This window comes from Quadrisphaera sp. KR29, from assembly GCF_052644995.1.
Map to the genome: position 1 here is coordinate 48579 of NZ_JBQXXG010000020.1, position 16304 is coordinate 64882.

The 16304-nt window shown below is 77.5% G+C and carries 14 protein-coding genes; 7 read left to right on the plus strand and 7 right to left on the minus strand.

All coding sequences use genetic code 11. The annotated features are described in order from the left end of the window. Window positions 1-11 precede the first annotated feature (11 nt). The 6 genes from ACUN9U_RS15815 to cofG all read left to right on the plus strand — a co-directional run bounded on the left by ACUN9U_RS15815 (window position 12) and on the right by cofG (window position 5168). A complete protein-coding gene (locus ACUN9U_RS15815) occupies window positions 12-428 on the plus strand; it encodes a cytidine deaminase (RefSeq protein WP_445485974.1) in 417 nt (138 codons plus the stop codon). Window positions 429-635: 207 nt separating this feature from the next. Then, window positions 636-1973, plus strand: coding sequence for a thymidine phosphorylase (locus ACUN9U_RS15820; RefSeq protein ID WP_445485975.1), 1338 nt, complete (start codon window positions 636-638; stop codon window positions 1971-1973). 24 nt (window positions 1974-1997) lie between these two features. Beyond that, a complete protein-coding gene (locus ACUN9U_RS15825) occupies window positions 1998-2189 on the plus strand; it encodes a hypothetical protein (RefSeq protein WP_445485976.1) in 192 nt (63 codons plus the stop codon). Then, complete coding sequence (locus ACUN9U_RS15830) at window positions 2186-3274, plus strand: adenosine deaminase (RefSeq protein ID WP_445485977.1); 1089 nt, start codon at window positions 2186-2188, stop codon at window positions 3272-3274. The genes ACUN9U_RS15825 and ACUN9U_RS15830 overlap by 4 nt, the downstream gene beginning before the upstream one ends. Window positions 3275-3449: 175 nt before the next feature. Further along, window positions 3450-3845 (plus strand): VOC family protein, encoded by a 396-nt coding sequence (locus ACUN9U_RS15835; RefSeq protein WP_445485990.1) that lies wholly within the window; start codon window positions 3450-3452, stop codon window positions 3843-3845. 27 nt (window positions 3846-3872) lie between these two features. Further along, window positions 3873-5168: a 7,8-didemethyl-8-hydroxy-5-deazariboflavin synthase CofG gene (gene cofG / locus ACUN9U_RS15840; protein ID WP_445485978.1), complete on the plus strand. Its 1296-nt coding sequence runs from the start codon at window positions 3873-3875 to the stop codon at window positions 5166-5168. 135 nt (window positions 5169-5303) lie between these two features. On the opposite strand, the gene ACUN9U_RS15845 is transcribed toward cofG, so the two are convergent. The 3 genes from ACUN9U_RS15845 to ACUN9U_RS15855 are packed head-to-tail and all read right to left on the minus strand — an operon-like array spanning window position 5304 to window position 10122. Next, the gene (locus ACUN9U_RS15845) at window positions 5304-6878 is read right to left on the minus strand and encodes a flavin-containing monooxygenase (protein WP_445485979.1); all 1575 of its coding nucleotides are present in this window, start codon (window positions 6876-6878) and stop codon (window positions 5304-5306) included. After that, entirely contained in the window at window positions 6875-8038 is a 1164-nt protein-coding gene (locus tag ACUN9U_RS15850) for an FO synthase (RefSeq protein ID WP_445485980.1), read from the minus strand. The genes ACUN9U_RS15845 and ACUN9U_RS15850 overlap by 4 nt, the downstream gene beginning before the upstream one ends. Beyond that, a complete protein-coding gene (locus ACUN9U_RS15855) occupies window positions 8035-10122 on the minus strand; it encodes a M13 family metallopeptidase (RefSeq protein ID WP_445485982.1) in 2088 nt (695 codons plus the stop codon). Before ACUN9U_RS15855 ends, ACUN9U_RS15850 begins: the two co-directional genes overlap by 4 nt. A gap of 85 nt (window positions 10123-10207) precedes the next feature. Between ACUN9U_RS15855 and deoC the strand changes: the two genes are divergently transcribed. Then, complete coding sequence (gene deoC / locus ACUN9U_RS15860) at window positions 10208-10939, plus strand: deoxyribose-phosphate aldolase (protein WP_445485983.1); 732 nt, start codon at window positions 10208-10210, stop codon at window positions 10937-10939. 39 nt (window positions 10940-10978) lie between these two features. Here the strand turns inward: deoC and ACUN9U_RS15865 are convergent, their stop codons facing one another. The 4 genes from ACUN9U_RS15865 to ACUN9U_RS15880 form a co-directional block, all read right to left on the minus strand. Next, complete coding sequence (locus tag ACUN9U_RS15865; RefSeq protein ID WP_445485984.1) at window positions 10979-12085, minus strand: GGDEF domain-containing protein; 1107 nt, start codon at window positions 12083-12085, stop codon at window positions 10979-10981. Between the two features lie 109 nt (window positions 12086-12194). Next, complete coding sequence (locus tag ACUN9U_RS15870) at window positions 12195-14036, minus strand: phospho-sugar mutase (protein WP_445485985.1); 1842 nt, start codon at window positions 14034-14036, stop codon at window positions 12195-12197. 38 nt (window positions 14037-14074) lie between these two features. After that, on the minus strand, window positions 14075-14959 hold the full coding sequence (locus tag ACUN9U_RS15875; protein ID WP_445485986.1) for a purine-nucleoside phosphorylase: 885 nt from the start codon (window positions 14957-14959) through the stop codon (window positions 14075-14077). Between the two features lie 45 nt (window positions 14960-15004). Then, window positions 15005-15481: a gamma-glutamylcyclotransferase gene (locus tag ACUN9U_RS15880; protein WP_445485987.1), complete on the minus strand. Its 477-nt coding sequence runs from the start codon at window positions 15479-15481 to the stop codon at window positions 15005-15007. Window positions 15482-16304 lie beyond the last annotated feature (823 nt).

Consider the following 16304-nt stretch of genomic DNA (forward strand, 5'->3'; position numbering starts at 1 on the left):
GGGAGCCCGCCGTGGCCGGAGCACCGCAGGAGCAGGACGTCGACTGGGACGGCCTGCTGGCCGCCGCCCGCGAGGTCCAGCAGCACGCCTACGCGCCGTACTCGCGCTTCCGCGTGGGCGCTGCCGCGCTGGTCGACGACGGGCGCGTGGTCACCGGGTGCAACGTCGAGAACGCCGGCTACGGGGTGACGCTGTGCGCCGAGTGCGGCCTGGTCTCCTCCCTCGTGGCCGGCGGGGGCGGGCGGCTGGTGGCCTTCGCGTGCGTGGGGGGCGACGACGCCCGGTCGATCATGCCGTGCGGGCGGTGCCGCCAGCTGCTCTACGAGCACGGCGGGCGGACCCTGCTGGTGTCCACGCCGGAGGGCGTGCAGACCATGGCCGAGGTGCTGCCGCAGGGCTTCGGCCCCGAGGAGCTCGAGCGCGGCTGACCGCCGTCGCCGTCGTCCTCCTCGACCGCAACCGGGCGCCCGGCTGCGGTCCGCAGGGGCGCCGGAGCCGCAACCAGGCGCCCGGCTGCGGTTCGCAGGGGCGCCGGAGCCGCGACCAGGCGCCCGGCTGCGCTCAGCAGGGGCGCCGGAACCGCAGCGGGGCGCTCGGTTGCGGGCCGGGCGGGCGCCAGTGGCAGGGTGAGCGCCGTGAGCCAGCCCGCCGACCACCAGCCCGCCCAGCCGTCCGCCCCGAAGGCCGAGCCGCACGACGCCGTCGAGGTCATCGCGGCCAAGCGCGACCGCCAGCAGCTCACGGACTCCCAGATCGACTGGGTGGTCGACGCCTTCACCCGCGGCGTGGTGGCGCCCGAGCAGATGAGCGCGCTGGCGATGGCGGTGCTGCTCAACGGCATGGACCGGCGCGAGACCGCCCGCTGGACCGCCGCGATGATCGCCTCCGGTGAGCGCCTGGACTTCTCGGGCCTGAGCCGGCCCACCGCCGACAAGCACTCCACCGGCGGCGTCGGCGACAAGATCACGCTGCCCCTGGCGCCGCTCGTGGCGGCCTGCGGGGTCGCCGTCCCGCAGCTCTCCGGCCGCGGCCTCGGCCACACCGGCGGCACCCTCGACAAGCTCGAGGCGATCCCGGGGTGGCGCGCGGCGCTGAGCAACGAGGAGATGCTCGCCCAGCTCGAGGACGTCGGGGCCGTCATCTGCGCCGCCGGCTCCGGCCTGGCCCCGGCCGACAAGAAGCTCTACGCGCTGCGCGACGTCACTGGGACGGTGGAGGCGGTCCCGCTCATCGCCAGCTCCATCATGAGCAAGAAGATCGCCGAGGGGACCGGCGCGCTGGTGCTCGACGTCAAGGTCGGCACGGGTGCCTTCATGAAGACCCGCGCCGACGCCGAGGAGCTCGCGCGCACCATGGTCGACCTCGGCACCGACGCCGGGGTGCGGACGGTCGCGCTGCTCACGGAGATGTCCACGCCGCTGGGCCTGACCGCCGGCAACGCGCTCGAGGTCCGCGAGTCCGTCGAGGTGCTCGCCGGCGGCGGCCCGCGCGACGTCGTCGACCTCACCCTCGCCCTGGCCCGCGAGATGCTCGCCGCCGCCGGCCGGGGGGACGTCGACCCCGCCGACGCCCTCGCCGACGGCCGGGCCATGGACGTGTGGCGGCGCATGATCACCGCCCAGGGCGGAGACCCGTCCGCTGAGCTGCCCGTCGCGCGCCACACCCACGAGGTGCGCGCCGGCGCCGACGGCGTCCTGACCCGCCTCGACGCCATGGCCGTGGGCCTGGCCGCCTGGCGGCTGGGCGCCGGCCGCTCGCGCCCCGGCGAGCAGGTGCAGGCCGGCGCCGGGGTGGAGCTGCGCGCCAAGCCGGGCGACGCGGTGCGCGCCGGCGACGTGCTCGCGGTGCTGCACACCGACACCCCGGAGCGCTTCGAGCGGGCGCTCGCCGCGCTCGAGGGCGGCTGGGACGTCGGTGCGGCGGGGACGTCCGCGGCGGCGGCCACCGACGTCGTCCTGGACCGCATCGGCTGAGCGGCTGTGGCTAGCCTGGCGCGCGTGAGCGAGACCGACCCCCTCCCCGCCGAGGCGGACCCCGCCGACCTGGCCGAGCAGCAGCGCGCCGTGGCGCCCAGCGAGGACGCCGACGAGGTCGGCCCGCTGGGCGACGTCGAGGCCTCCGAGGCCGACGTCGTCGAGCAGCGCCTGGCCGTCCCCGACGCCGACGACGACGAGGAGCCCCGCGCGTGAGCGAGCTGCGCGAGCGCCTGGCCCGGGCGCCCAAGGTGGTCCTGCACGACCACCTCGACGGCGGCCTGCGCGCCTCCACCCTGCTGGAGCTGGCCGACGAGATCGGGCACGACCTGCCCGAGTCCACCCCGGAGGCCCTCGCCGCCTGGGTGCAGCGCCAGGCCGACTCCGGCTCGCTGGAGTCCTTCCTGGAGCCGTTCTCGCACACCACGGCGGTGCTGCAGACGCCCCACGCCCTGGAGCGGGTGGCGCGCGAGAGCGTGCTCGACCTGGCTGCGGACGGCGTCGTCGTCATGGAGAGCCGGTTCGCCCCGGAGCTGTCCACCGCAGGAGGCCTGAGCATCGAGGAGGTGCTCGACGCGGTGCTCGCCGGCCTGCACGCCGGTGCCGCCGAGGCCGCCGACGCCGGCCGCCCGATCCGCGTGGGCGCCATCGTCTGCGCGATGCGCCAGGCCGACAGGTCGCTGGAGGCGGCGCGGGCGGCGCTGTCGCGGCGCGACGCCGGCGTGGTCGGCTTCGACATCGCCGGGCCAGAGATCGGCTTCCCGGCCACCGACCACGCGGAGGCGTTCGCGCTGCTGCGCTCGGAGCTGCTGCCCTTCACCGTGCACGCCGGAGAGGCCGTGGGCCCGGAGTCCGTGGCGCAGGCGCTGGCGGTCGGCGCCAGCCGCCTCGGGCACGGCGTGCGCGTGCTGGAGGACGTGACCGTGGGCGACGACGACGGCGCGGGTCACGCCTCGGCGCGCCCGCGCTTCGGCCGGGTGGCGTCCTACGTGCGCGACCGGCAGGTCCCGCTGGAGGTGTGCCCGCGCTCCAACACCCAGACGGGCACGTCGCCGTCGATCGCGGGCCACCAGGTGACCGCCCTGCGCGACCTCGGCTTCACGATCACCCTGTCCAGCGACGACCGGCTGTGGACGGGCACCACGCTGACCGACGAGATGGTGCTGCTCGCGGAGGAGGCCGGCTGGGGCTGGGACGACTTCCGCCAGGTCACCCTCGACGCCCTCGACGCGGCCTTCATCGGCCAGGACGAGCGGATGGCGCTGCTGGAGCACGTCGTCCTGCCCGGCTGGGCGGACTGACCCACCCCCGTCCGTGATCATGGGCATCCGCCACCCCCTCCGGTGGCGGGCGCCCATGATCACGAGGGGTGGGGGGGTTCCGGGGTGTCGGTGGGCGGTGCCACGCTGCGGTGGCATGAGCAGCACGAGCGACGCCCAGACGGCTCCCCGGAGCACCCTCGTCTCAGGCGACCCGATGGAGACCCCGGCCACGAGCACCCTGCGCACCAGGCTGGAGCTGGTCATGGTCGGCGTCTCCGACGTCGACGCGGCGAAGCACTTCTACGCCGAGGTGCTCGGCTGGGGCTGCGACCACGACCAGCGCGTCACCGACGACCTGCGCTTCGTCCAGGTCACCCCGCCCGGGTCGGCGTGCTCCATCGCCTTCGGGCAGGGCATCACCCCGGTGCGCCCCGGTGACCAGAAGGGCCTGCAGGCGGTGGTCGACGACGCCGACGCCGCCCGCGCCGACCTGCTGGCGCGCGGCGTGGAGTGCACCGAGGTCGACGAGATGGCGTGGGGCCGGTTCGTCTTCTTCACCGACCCCGACGGCAACGCCTGGATCCTCCAGCAGGTCCCCGCCCGAGGCTGAGGCGCGCGCCCGACCTAGCCTCGTGCGGTGAGCACCACCGCACTGCCGGACCCGACGTCACCGCCGGGCGAGCGAGCCGTCGAGGAGGCGCTGCGCAGCGCGGAGTCCGGCGCGTCCCTCGAGCCGCACGAGGCCGAGGCGCTGCTCGCCGCGCGCGGCCTCGGCGACGGCGACCCGCTGGACAGGCTGCTGCGCGTCGCCTCCGCGGTGCGCGACGCCGGCCTGGCCGCCGCCGGCCGTCCCGGCGCCGTCACCTACTCCCGCAAGGTGTTCGTCCCGATCACCACGCTGTGCCGCGACCGGTGCCACTACTGCACCTTCGTCGACACCCCGCTGCAGCTGGCCCGCGCCGGCCGGGCGCCCTTCATGAGCGAGGAGGAGGTGCTCGCGCTCACCCGCGACGGCGCCGCCCTGGAGTGCAAGGAGGCGCTCTTCACCCTCGGTGACCGCCCCGAGGCGCGCTGGCCGGAGGCGCAGCAGTGGCTGGACGCGCACGGCTTCGCCTCGACGCTCGCGTACGTGCGCCACCTCGCCGTCCGGGTGCGGGAGGAGACCGGGATGCTCCCGCACCTCAACCCCGGCGTCATGACCGCCGCGGAGCTCGCCGACCTGCGGCCGGTCGCGGTGTCGATGGGGATGATGCTCGAGACCACCAGCCGCGACCTGTTCGAGCGCCGCGGCGCCGCCCACTTCGGCAGCCCCGACAAGGACCCGGCCGTGCGGCTGCAGGTGCTCGAGGACGCCGGCGCCGCCGCCGTCCCGTTCACCACCGGCGTGCTGCTGGGCATCGGGGAGACGCCCGCGGACCGGGTGGAGTCGCTGCTCGCCGTCGCGGCGACGGCGCGGCGCCACGGGCACGTGCGCGAGGTCATCGTCCAGAACTTCCGCGCCAAGCCGCGCACGGCGATGCGCGGCGAGCCCGACCTGGCCCTGCAGGAGTACGCCGCCGCGCTCGCCGTCTCCAGGCTCCTCCTGGGACCGGACCTGCGCGTGCAGGCGCCGCCCAACCTGTCCGACCCCGCCGAGCTCGCGCTGCTGCTGCGCGCCGGCGTGGACGACTGGGGCGGCGTCAGCCCGCTCACGCCCGACCACGTCAACCCCGAGCGGCCGTGGCCGCACCTGGACGACCTCGCGCGCTGGTCGGCCGGCAGCGGCTTCGAGCTGCGGGAGCGCCTCGCGCTGCAGCCCGAGCACGCCCTGGACGCCGAGCGCTGGCTCGACCCGGCGGTGCGCCCCGCCGTCGCGGCGCTCGCGGGCGCCGACGGGCTGGCCGTGCAGGGCCGCCGCCCGGTCGGGCTCGCCCCCCGCCGCCCCGCCGCCTGAGCCCCGCCCCTCCCGCTGCGCACTTGCCGCGGAAAGCGCGGTACCCGCGCTGTCAGGAGCGCACTTGCCGCGGAAAGTGCGACAGGGGTGGTCGTCAGAAGCGCACTTGCCGCGGAAAGTGCGGAAGGAACGGGGTCAGCTGGCGGCGTCGCGGGCGTGGTGCGCCCCGTACGCCGCGGGGTCGAACCGGGCGTTGCGCGCCCGGAACTCCGCCGCCGACGCCGGCCACAGCAGCGCCAGGCGGCCGCTGCGGTCGTCGCGGTACCAGCTGGAGCAGCCGCCGTCGTCCCAGACCGTGCCGGCGGCCATCGCGTCGACCTCGCGCAGGTAGGACGCCTCGGCGGCCTCCCCGACCTCCAGCGGCGCCGCCGCGGGCCCGAGGCGGCGCAGGTGCTCCAGCGCCCCGAGCACGTGCTCGACCTGGGCCTCCAGCACGTCGATCGCCGAGGAGTGCCCCAGCACCGCGTGCGGCCCACCGAGCAGGAACAGGTTGGGGAAGCCCGGCACCGCGGTGGAGGCGTAGGCCGCCATGCCACCGGCCCACCGCTGCGCCAGGGTGCGCCCGCCGCGCCCGCGCAGCCGCTCGGCGATGGGCGGGCGCGTGGTGGTGAACCCGGTGGCCAGCACGAGCGCGTCCAGGTCGTGCCGCGCCCCGGAGCCCGCCACCGCCGTCCGCCGCTCGGGCCCGGCCACGCCCACCAGCGCGCTGGGCTCCAGCGAGACGTCGTCGCGCAGCAGGGCGGGGTAGAAGTCGTCGGAGAGCAGCACCCGCTTGCAGCCCACCTCGTAGGCCGGCGTCAGCGCCCGGCGCAGCTGCCCCTCCGGCACCTGGGAGGCCAGGTGCTCGAGCGCGCGGGCGCGCAGCGCGTCCAGCGCCGGGCGCTCGCGGCGGCGGGCGGCGATGCCGGCGTCCAGCTCGGCCAGCAGCTGCGCGCGCAGGGCGGCGACGGCGCCCGGGTCGCGCTGGAGCGCCGTCCGCTCGCCCGGCAGCACCTCGGCGTCGCCGCGCGGCACCACCCAGGGGGCGCTGCGCTGGAAGACCACCACCTGCCCGGCCACCCCGGCCAGCTGCGGCACCACCTGCACCGCCGACGCCCCCGTGCCCACGACGCCCACGCGCAGCCCGCGCAGGTCGAGCCCGGCGTCCCAGCGCGCCGTGTGCACCACGGGTCCCTCGAAGGCGTCCAGCCCCGGCACGTCGGGGGTGCGCGGCTCGGCCAGCCGGCCGACCGCCGTCACCAGCACCCGCGCGCTGACCCGCAGCTCCCCGTCCGGCGTCGCGGCGCTCACGCGCCAGCGCCCGCCGTCGTCGTCCCAGGTGGCGTCGCGGACGTCGGCGCGCAGCCTCAGGTGCGGCGCCAGGTGCTCCTCGCGCGCGCTGGTGCGCAGGTACTCCTGCACCTGCGCACCGCGCGCGTAGCGGTGCGTCCACGCCGGCTGCGGGCGGAACGTGTAGGCGTACAGCGGCGCCGGCACGTCGCAGGCGACGCCGGGGTAGGTGTTGTCGCGCCAGGTGCCGCCGACGTCGTCGCCGCGCTCGAGCACCACGAAGGTCTCGCGCCCGCGCCGCCGGAGCTGGATGGCCGTCGCCAGGCCGGCCACCCCGGCGCCGACGACGGCGACGTCGACGGCCAGGTGCTCGACAGCCGGGTGCTCGACGGCCGGGTGCTCGCCCGCCGCCGCGCGAGGTGGCCGATCGTCCACGATCACGGCAGGGGGAGGCGGCGGTCGGGGGGGACGTCGGCGTAGGTGGTGGTCCGCTGGCGCGGCGTGCGGCCCAGGCGCCCCGCGACGGCGACGACGTCGGCCGCGGTGAGCTGCAGCCCCGCCTCCGCGCCGGCGTCCGGGCGCACCGAGCCGTCGAGCAGCAGGCCGCCGAGGTCGTCAGCGCCGCCGGCCAGCACCTGCTCGACCAGCGGGCTCGTGCCGCCGCCGAGCTTGGTCCACGCCACCTGCTGGTGGACGATGCCGCCCGGGCCGCCCCCGCCCAGGAGCAGCCGGGCCACCGCGTGCAGCGCCCGCACCTCGCGCGCGGACGGACCCGGTGAGCGCCGCGGCAGGCCGGCGGGCAGCGGGTCGGGCAGCGGTCCGGTGAGGGAGGGCACCCACGGCATGAGGATGAGCTCGGTGAAGCCGCCCGTGCGCCGCTGCACCTCCTGCAGCCGGCGCAGGTGCGCCACCTGCTGCGCGGGGGTCTCGAGGTGGCCGTGGACGAGGGTGGCCGTGGAGGGCAGGCCCACCTCGTGGGCGGTGGTGACGAGGTCCACCCACTGCTGGGAGGTCAGGTCCGGCTGGCCGGGCGGGGCCAGCCGCGGGCGCAGCGCGTCGTCCAGCACGCGCGCGCCCGTCCCCGGCACCGAGCCCAGCCCGGCCTCGCGGGCGGCCGTCAGCCACTGCCGCGGCGTGCGGCCCGAGCGCGCGGCCGCGTCGAGCACCTCCGCGGGCCGGAAGGCGTGCAGGTGCAGCTGCGGCGCCCGCTCGTGCAGCGCGCGCAGCAGGTCGAGGTGGCCGTCGTCCCTCCCGCCGGCCGCCGCGCCGGACGGCGGCAGCGGCCCCTGCACGCACAGCTCGGTGGCGCCCAGCGCGACGGCCTCGTCGACGAGGGCGTCGCGCAGCTCCGCCTGCGCGGAGCCGGGAGGCCCGGCCACCGCCGCCGTCGTGAGGTTGCGGTTGACCACGAACGTCAGCGCCTCGTCGCCGCCGCCGGCGGTCAGGGCCCCGGCGCGGACCGCGTCGGCGGCCGCGCACAGCGCCTCGAGGTCGTCGCCGTCGGCGCCCAGCAGCTGCGCCCACCCGTCGTCGTCGAGCGCCGGTCCCTCCTCCACGGCCCGGCCGAGCAGCTCGGTGCAGGACCGGCGCTGCGGGGTCACCAGATGCGCACCCGCTGCTCCAGCGGCGTGAACAGGGCGTCGCCCTCCACCACGCCGAACGCCTCGTGGAAGGCGTCGAGGTTGGTGACGACGGCGTTGCAGCGCAGGTCGGCGGGGGAGTGCGGGTCGATCGCGAGGCGGCGGCGGACCTCGGCCTCGCGGGTCTTGGTCCGCCACACCTGCGCCCAGCCGATGAGCACGCGCTGGGTGGCGGTGAAGCCGTCGAGCTCGGGGCGCTCGGCCAGCCCCGCCTCCTCCAGCGCGATCCGGTACGCCTTCAGCGCGATGGTCAGCCCGCCGAGGTCGCCGATGTTCTCGCCCACGGTCAGCTCGCCGTTGACGTGCGCGTCCGGCGCCTCGCGCGGTGAGAGCGCCGCGTACTGCGCGATGAGCGCGCCGGCGCGGCGCTCGAACTCCTCGCGGTCGGACGGTGTCCACCAGTCGACGAGGTTGCCCGAGCCGTCGTACTTGGAGCCCTGGTCGTCGAAGCCGTGGCCGATCTCGTGGCCGATGACCGCGCCGATGCCGCCGTAGTTGGCGGCGTCGTCGGCGTCGGCGTCGAAGAAGGGCGGCTGCAGGATCGCCGCGGGGAAGACGATCTCGTTCATGACCGGGTGGTAGTAGGCGTTGACGGTCTGCGGCGTCATGAGCCACTCCGACCTGTCGATCGGCTGCCCGATCTTGGCCAGCTCGTACGCGGTCTCCCACGCACCGGTGCGCCGCACGGTGCCGACGAGGTCGGTCCCGTCCACGACGAGGGAGGAGTAGTCCTTCCACCGGTCGGGGTAGCCGATCTTCGGGGTGAAGGCCTCCAGCTTGGCCAGGGCCTTCTGGCGGGTCTCGGGGCCCATCCAGTCCAGCGCCGTGATGGAGCGGCGGTAGGCCTCCACGAGGTGGGCCACCAGCTCGACCATCCGCTCCTTGGCGCGGGGCGGGAAGTGCCGCTCCACGTACAGCTGCCCGACGGCCTCCCCGAGGGTTCCCTCGACGAAGGAGACGCCGCGGCGCCAGCGCTCGCGCAGCTGCGGGGTGCCCGACAGGGTGCGCCCGGAGAAGTCGAAGTGCTCCTCCACCAGCGCCGAGGACAGGTAGGGCGCCAGGGCGCGCACCAGCCGCACCGCCAGCCAGGCCCGCCACTGCTCCAGCGGACGGGCGTCGAGCAGGGCCGCGGCGCCGGTGACGAAGGACGGCTGGCGCACGACCACCTCGGCGAGCGCGTCCGCGCTGACGCCGGGCAGGCGGCTGGTGCCGTCCTCGTCGAGGTCCAGCAGCGCCGCGCGCCACGCCTCCCAGTCGAGCCCGGGCGCGCTGGCCACCAGCGCGTCCCACGTCATGAGCGTGTAGGTCTTGTGCGCGTCGCGGCGCGAGACGCGGTCCCAGCTGACGCCGGCCAGCGCGGTCTCCAGGTCCAGCACCGTCGCCCCCAGCGGCTCCAGGCCCGCGAGCGCGCACAGCCTGTCGAGGTGCTCGACGTACTTCCCGCGCACCTCGGCGTGCTCGTCCAGGCGGTAGTACGCCTCGTCGGGCAGGCCCAGCCCCGCCTGCTCGGCGTAGACGACGTAGCGGGAGGAGTCCTTGGCGTCGGGGGAGACGTAGGCGGCGACCAGCGCCACCAGGCCCTCGCGCTGGTACCTGCCGAGCAGCGCGGCCAGCGCGGAGCGGTCGCGGACCCCCGCGACCTCCTCGAGCAGCGGTGCCAGCGGGGAGGCGCCGAGGGCCTCCACCCGCTCCTCGTCCATGAACGCCCGGTAGGCGCGCCCCACCTGGCCCAGAGACCCGCCGGCGGCCTCACCGGAGGTGGCGGCCGGAGCGCTGGCCGCGGCCTCCTCGACGATGGCGCGCACCTGCTCCTCCGCGGCGTCGAACAGCGCCCGGAACGCGCCGTCGGAGGAGCGGTCCGCGGGGATCTCGTGGGAGGCGAGCCAGGCGCCGTTGACGTGGCCGAACAGGTCGTCCTGCGGGCGCACGGAGCTGTCGACGTGGGCGAGGTCGAGGCCCGAGCGCACCGGGCCCTGCGCCGGGCCCCGCACCGGGGCCGTCACCGGGGGCTGCGCTGCCGGGGAGGACGTCGGGGAGGTGGCCATGCCCCATCCTCCCTGCTGGTCGCAGCGCGGCGCACGAGGCCCCGCCCTCGCGGGCCTCCGCCCCGGCGGCGGGCAGGATGGGCCCATGACGACGCAGGACAGCACGGGCAGCAGCACGGACAGCGGCACGGGCAGCACGACGACGTGGACGGCCGCGCGGGTCGCCCGCCTGGTCGACCACACGCTGCTCAAGCCGGAGGCGCAGGCGGCCGACGTCGTCGCCCTGCTCGCCGACGCCCGGGACCTGGGCGTGCTGGCGGTCTGCGTCTCCCCGTCCTTCCTCCCGCTGGACCGCCTTGAGGGCGCCTCCACCGACGGCCTCGTGGTGGCCACGGTGTGCGGCTTCCCCTCCGGCAAGCACACCAGCGAGGTCAAGGCCGCCGAAGCGGCGGCCGCCGTGGCGGCGGGCGCGCACGAGGTCGACATGGTCATCGACGTGGGGGCGGCCCTGGCCGGCGACGTCGAGGCCGTGCGCGCCGACATCGCCGCGGTGCGCGCCGCGGTCCCCGCCCCGGGCGTGCTCAAGGTCATCGTGGAGAGCGCGGCGCTGCCGGACGACGTCCTGGTGGCCGTCTGCCGCGCCGCCGAGGAGGCGGGCGCCGACTTCGTGAAGACCTCCACCGGCTTCCACCCCGCCGGCGGCGCCAGCGTGCACGCCGTGGAGGTCATGCACGCGACGGTGGGCGGCCGCCTGGGGATCAAGGCCTCCGGCGGCATCCGCACCGCCGAGGCCGCCGTCGCCCTGCTCGAGGCCGGCGCCACCCGGCTGGGCCTGTCGGGGACCGCAGCGGTGCTGGACGGGCTCCCGCGGGGCTGAGCGCCCCGCCGGACCGCCGGGGCTGAGCGCCCCGCCGGCTCAGGCCGGTGAGGAGCCCGCCGCGGGCAGCAGGGGCTGGTCCCGGCGGGCGGCGCGGGCGGCCCGCTTGGCGGAGTACATCGCGGCGTCGGCCGCCAGGAGCAGCTGCTCGGCCTCGCACGGCTGCTCGGCGACCGCCACGCCCGTGCTCGCCGTCACGGCCGCGCGCGCGCCGCCGGGCAGCTCCACCACCCGGCGCGCCTCGCGCCGGACCCGCTCGGCGAGCTCCTCGGCCTCCTGGGCCCCGGCCAGCTCGCGCAGGACGACGACGAACTCGTCGCCCCCCGTGCGCGCCACGACGTCGCCGGCGCGCAGGCACGCCACCAGCCGCTGCGCCACGGCGACGAGCAGCGCGTCGCCGGCGGCGTGGCCGTGGGCGTCGTTGACGGCCTTGAAGCCGTCGAGGTCGACGAAGAGGACCGCCGAGGGCGCCTCGGGGCGCGCCCCGCGGGCGGCGCGCGCCAGCGGCCCCTCCAGCCCGCGGCGGCCCAGCAGGCCGGTCAGCGGGTCGTGCAGCGCCGCCCGCTCCAGCTCGGCGAGGTGGGCGCGGCGCTCGGCCTCCAGGGCGTCCGCGGCGCGCCGCGAGCGCTCCAGCAGCTGGGCGGTCAGGGCCATCGAGGGGACGGAGAACGCCAGCAGCGCGGTGCCGACGGTCGCCGCGACCAGCGTCGGCACCACGCCGTCGACCCAGCCGGCGGCCTGCGCGGCGAGGGCGGCGGCGGAGGGCACGAGCACGGCCCCGGCGACGGCGGCGCTGCGGTGCCGCTGCAGCACGAGCATCCCGTGGAGCGCGACGGCGGCGCAGGCGGCGGGGACGACGACGCCCAGCCCCAGGGCTGCGAGCAGCGCGGCCACGGCCAGCGACAGCAGGCCGAGGACGGCCCACCCCCACCGGCCCGCCGCCGCCCGGTCCACGGCCGGGCGCACGCCGGGTGCGCCGACGGCGCCGAGCACGGCTCCGGCCGTCCCGGTCAGCAGCGGCTGCACGTCGACGCCGAGCCGCTCGCACAGCAGGCCGACCAGGGACATGGACGCGAAGGAGGTCACGGGCAGGGCCAGGGCGAGCGCCCAGGCCCTGGCCCGGCGCAGCAGCCGCGGTCGCGCCACGCCTCCTCCTCCGGACGGCCCCCACCGCCAGCGGCGGTCTTCCCGACGACCATCGGCAGGGCGGGGGACCGGCTGGAGGGCCGGCGCGCGATCTTCCCCCGGACGCGCCTCACAGCGCCAGCAGCGACCTCACCTGCGCCGCCAGGGCCTGCAGCCGCTGCCCGGCGGCCTCGCGCGCCGTGCTGAGCGCCGCCTCGGCACCGCCGTCCCCGCCGGCGCCCGCGCCGACGGGGGTGACGACCTCGAGGTAGCACTTGAGCTTCGGCTCGGTGCCGCTGGGCCGGACCACCACGCGCGCGCCGTCCGCCGTCGTCCAGCGCAGCCCGTCGGTGGCGGGCACGCCCGTCGTCTCCACCGACCCCCGCGCGAGGTCGTCGACCCGCTCGACCGGCGCCCCGGCCAGCTCGGCGGGAGGCTGGGCCCGCAGCCGCGCCATCGCGGCGGTGATGAGGGAGAGGTCCTCCACGCGCACGGAGACCTGCCCGGTGGCGTGCACGCCGTGCTCGACGGCGAGCCGGTCCAGCACCGCCAGCAGGCCGCGCCCGTCCGCTGCGCGGCCGCCCTGACCGGCGAGCAGGTCGGCCGCCAGGGCGGCGACGACGACGGCCGCCGAGACGCCGTCCTTGTCGCGCACCAGCCGCGGGGCGACGCAGTAGCCGATCGCCTCCTCGTACCCGAACACCAGGCCCGGCGCCCGCGAGATCCACTTGAAGCCGGTCAGGGTCTCCGCGTGCCCGAGCCCGTGCGCGGCGGCGATGCGGCCGAGCAGGCTGCTGGACACCAGCGAGCAGGCCAGCACGGCGCCGGCCGGCAGCCCGCCGAGGCCGCCGGAGGCGGTGTGCTCACCGAGCACCGCCCCGAGCTCGTCGCCGCTGAGCGGGCGCCACCCGCCCTCGCGGGCGGGGTCGGGGACGGCGACGGCGCACCTGTCGGCGTCGGGGTCCACCGCGATGACCAGGTCCGCCTCCCGCGAGCGCGCCAGCGCCAGCGCCAGGTCCAGGACCCCGGGCTCCTCGGGGTTGGGGAAGGCCGTGGTGGGGAAGTCGGGGTCGGGGTCGGCCTGCTCGGGGACGACGGTGACGTCGGTGACGCCCGCCCGGCGCAGCGCCTCCACGACGACGGCGCCGCCCACGCCGTGGACGGGGGTGAGCACCACGCGCAGCGCCGCGCGGCGGCCGTCGGCCGGCGGGGGACCGGGCAGGGCGGAGACGGCCGCCAGGTAGGCCTCCAGCACCTCACCGCCCAGCACGGACCACCCGTCCTCGGCGCGCGGCACCTCCGCCGCGGGCGGCTGGGCGGCGATGGCGGCGGCGATCTGCGCGTCGGCCGGCGGCACGATCTGGGCACCGCGGCCGGGGTCCTCCGCTCCGGTGGGCCCGCCACCGGGGGTGCAGCGTCCGCCGAGGTAGACCTTGTAGCCGTTGTCCTGCGGCGGGTTGTGGCTCGCGGTGACCATGACCCCGGCGTCGGCGTCGAGGTGGCGCACCGCGAAGGCCAGCACCGGGGTGGGCAGGGCGCGCGGCAGCAGCAGGGCGCGCACGCCCGCGGCCGTCATGACGGCGGCGGTGTCGCGGGCGAACTGCGCCGACCCGCGCCGGGCGTCGTAGCCGATGACGCACAGCGGCGCGCTGCCCTCCGCACCGCCCTCCGCACTGCCCTCCGCGCCCGCTGGCGCGGCGTGGCGCAGCAGGTGCTCGGCCAGGCCCGCGGCGGCCCTGACGACGACGGCGCGGTTCATGCGGCTGCTGCCCGGGCCCAGCGCGCCGCGCAGACCGGCCGTGCCGAACTCCAGGTCGCCCGCGAGCGCGGAGGCGACCTCCGCTGCCGCTGCGCGCTCGCCGTCCTCGGCGCGGGCGAGCAGCGCCAGCAGGGCGGCGCGGTCGTTCTCGTCGACGTCGCCGGCGGCCCAGGCGCGGGCCCGCTCGGCGGTGGCGGCGTCCAGCACGCTCACGGCCTCCCGCCCGGCTCCGGCCCCGGCCCCGTCCCCGCTCACAGACGGGGCTCGGCGAGCGCGCGGCGGACCACGGAGGCCAGCAGCGCCCCGATGCGGGGCCCGGCCTCCCGGCCCGCGTCGACGACCTCCTGCGGGTCCAGCGGGGTCGGGCTGACGCCGGCGGCCAGGTTGGTCACGAGGGAGAGGCCCAGGACCTCCAGGCCCGCCTGCCGGGCGGCGATGGCCTCCAGGCCAGTGGACATGCCGACCAGGTCACCGCCCAGGCGCCCGGCCATGCGGACCTCGGCGGGCGTCTCGTAGTGGGGGCCGCGGAACTGCACGTACACCCCCTCGGTGAGGGAGGGCTCCACCTCGCGCGCCAGCGCCCGCAGCCGCGTGGAGTACAGGTCGGTCAGGTCGATGAAGGTCGCCCCCTCCAGCGGTGAGGTGGCGGTGAGGTTGATGTGGTCGCTGACCAGCACCGGGGTGCCCGGGCCGCGGTCGGGGTCCAGGCCGCCGCAGCCGTTGGTGAGCACCAGGGTGGAGCAGCCGGCGGCCGCCGCGGTGCGCACCGCGTGGACCACCGGGCGCACCCCGCGGCCCTCGTACAGGTGCGTGCGGGACAGGAAGACCAGCGCGTCGGCCCGGCGGCTGCTGCCGTCGGGCCGCTCGACGTCGACCCGCACCGAGCGCACCCTGCCGACGTGCCCCAGCGCGGCGGCCGGCGGGAAGCCCGGCAGCTCGGTGACCTCGAGCTCGGCGGTGGTCTCGCCGACCAGGTCGGCGGTGACCTGCCAGCCGGAGCCGAGCACCAGCGCGACCTCGTGGCGCTCCACCCCGGTGCGCTCGGCGATGACCCGGGCCGCGGCCGCGGCGACGTCGAAGGGGTCGGTCGCCGGGTCGGCGAGGTCGGCTGCACTGCTCTGGGCTGCACTGCTCATGGCGGGGAACGCTACCGAGCCGCCGCCCGGGGCCGCAGCGGCGGCTCAGCCGACCGAGCGGCAGGGGCGCGAGCGCAGCTCCGCGACGTAGTCGTCGGGGGCGCCGGCCGCTTCGGCGGCGTCGGCGAGCATCCCGAGGTAGAAGGCGCTGGGCAGGCCCCCCTCGTAGTCGTCCAGGACGTAGGTCCAGGCCAGCCGCTCGCCCTCGAGGGTGTCGACCCGCACCTTGACCTTGGTGTAGAGGCCGATGTCGACGCCCTCCCACTGGTCCAGCTGCTCGGCGTCGGCGTCGGTGAGGTCGTACAGGGCCACGAACACCTGGTGCTCGACCTCGGCGTCGGGGTCCTCCGAGGGCGGCACCTCGACGACGGTGGCCAGGGCCCCGTCCCAGCCGCGCTCCTCCCCGCCGAAGGTCAGCCGCCAGCCGCGCAGCCAGCCCGTCTGCTCCAGGGGTGAGTGGGGCGCCCGCACGGCCATCCGCTCGGGGTGCAGGTTGCTGGCGTACGCCGCGTACAGCGCCATGAGCGGTGAGGGTAGCGAGGCGGGGGCCGGGCCTGCGGGGACCCGCTGCGGCGCGCGCCCGCGGGCCCGGCGAGCCCGTCCTCGCGGGCCTGCTCCAGCAGGGCCGCCAGGAGCGGCGCCACGCGGGCCCGCACCGGCGGGGCAGCGCGCGGACGGCGTCCTGCAGCGGGCCCGCGCCCGCACCGAGGCGCTCGAGGACCTCGAGACCGAGGCGCAGGGCGTAGGCGCGGTGCCGCAGCGGGTGCAGCCTCGGCGAGGGCCAGGCGACGACTCGGGCCCACAGGTGCGCGTCGTCGGGTCGGGTCGCCCCGTCCGCGGTGGTCCTCGGCACGGTGATCGGCAGCGGGACCGGGTCGACGGCGAAGCCCTCGCGCGACCAGCCCCAGTGCCACGTCGACAGCGAGACCTGGACCAGCAGCGGCTCGTCGGCCAGGACCGCCTCGAAGCCGTGCGGCAGGAGCAGTCCCGCGGCCGCCACCGCGTGCAGGCCGGTCACGGAGGTCCCTGACGGGCAGACGAGCAGTCCGGCTCGTGCCCGCAGCAGCGGCGACCAGCCGATCGCCACGGGGACCCGGACGCCGCGGAACGGCGTCCAGAGGTCGTCGCTGCGCAGGCGCTTCGCCGTCACCCCCAGGGTGAGGGCCTCGGCCACCCGGAAGGGACGGTCGGCGAGCTGCGGCGGCAGGGGCGTGGCGCGGTGCACCGTCGCACCACGGCGCGGGTGGACCGCCCCGCGCTGGCGCCGTCCACAGGCCCGTCCACAGGTCAGGTCGCCGTCCAGGTCGCCGTCCAGGTCGCCGTCCCGGTCGCCGTCCCGGTCGCC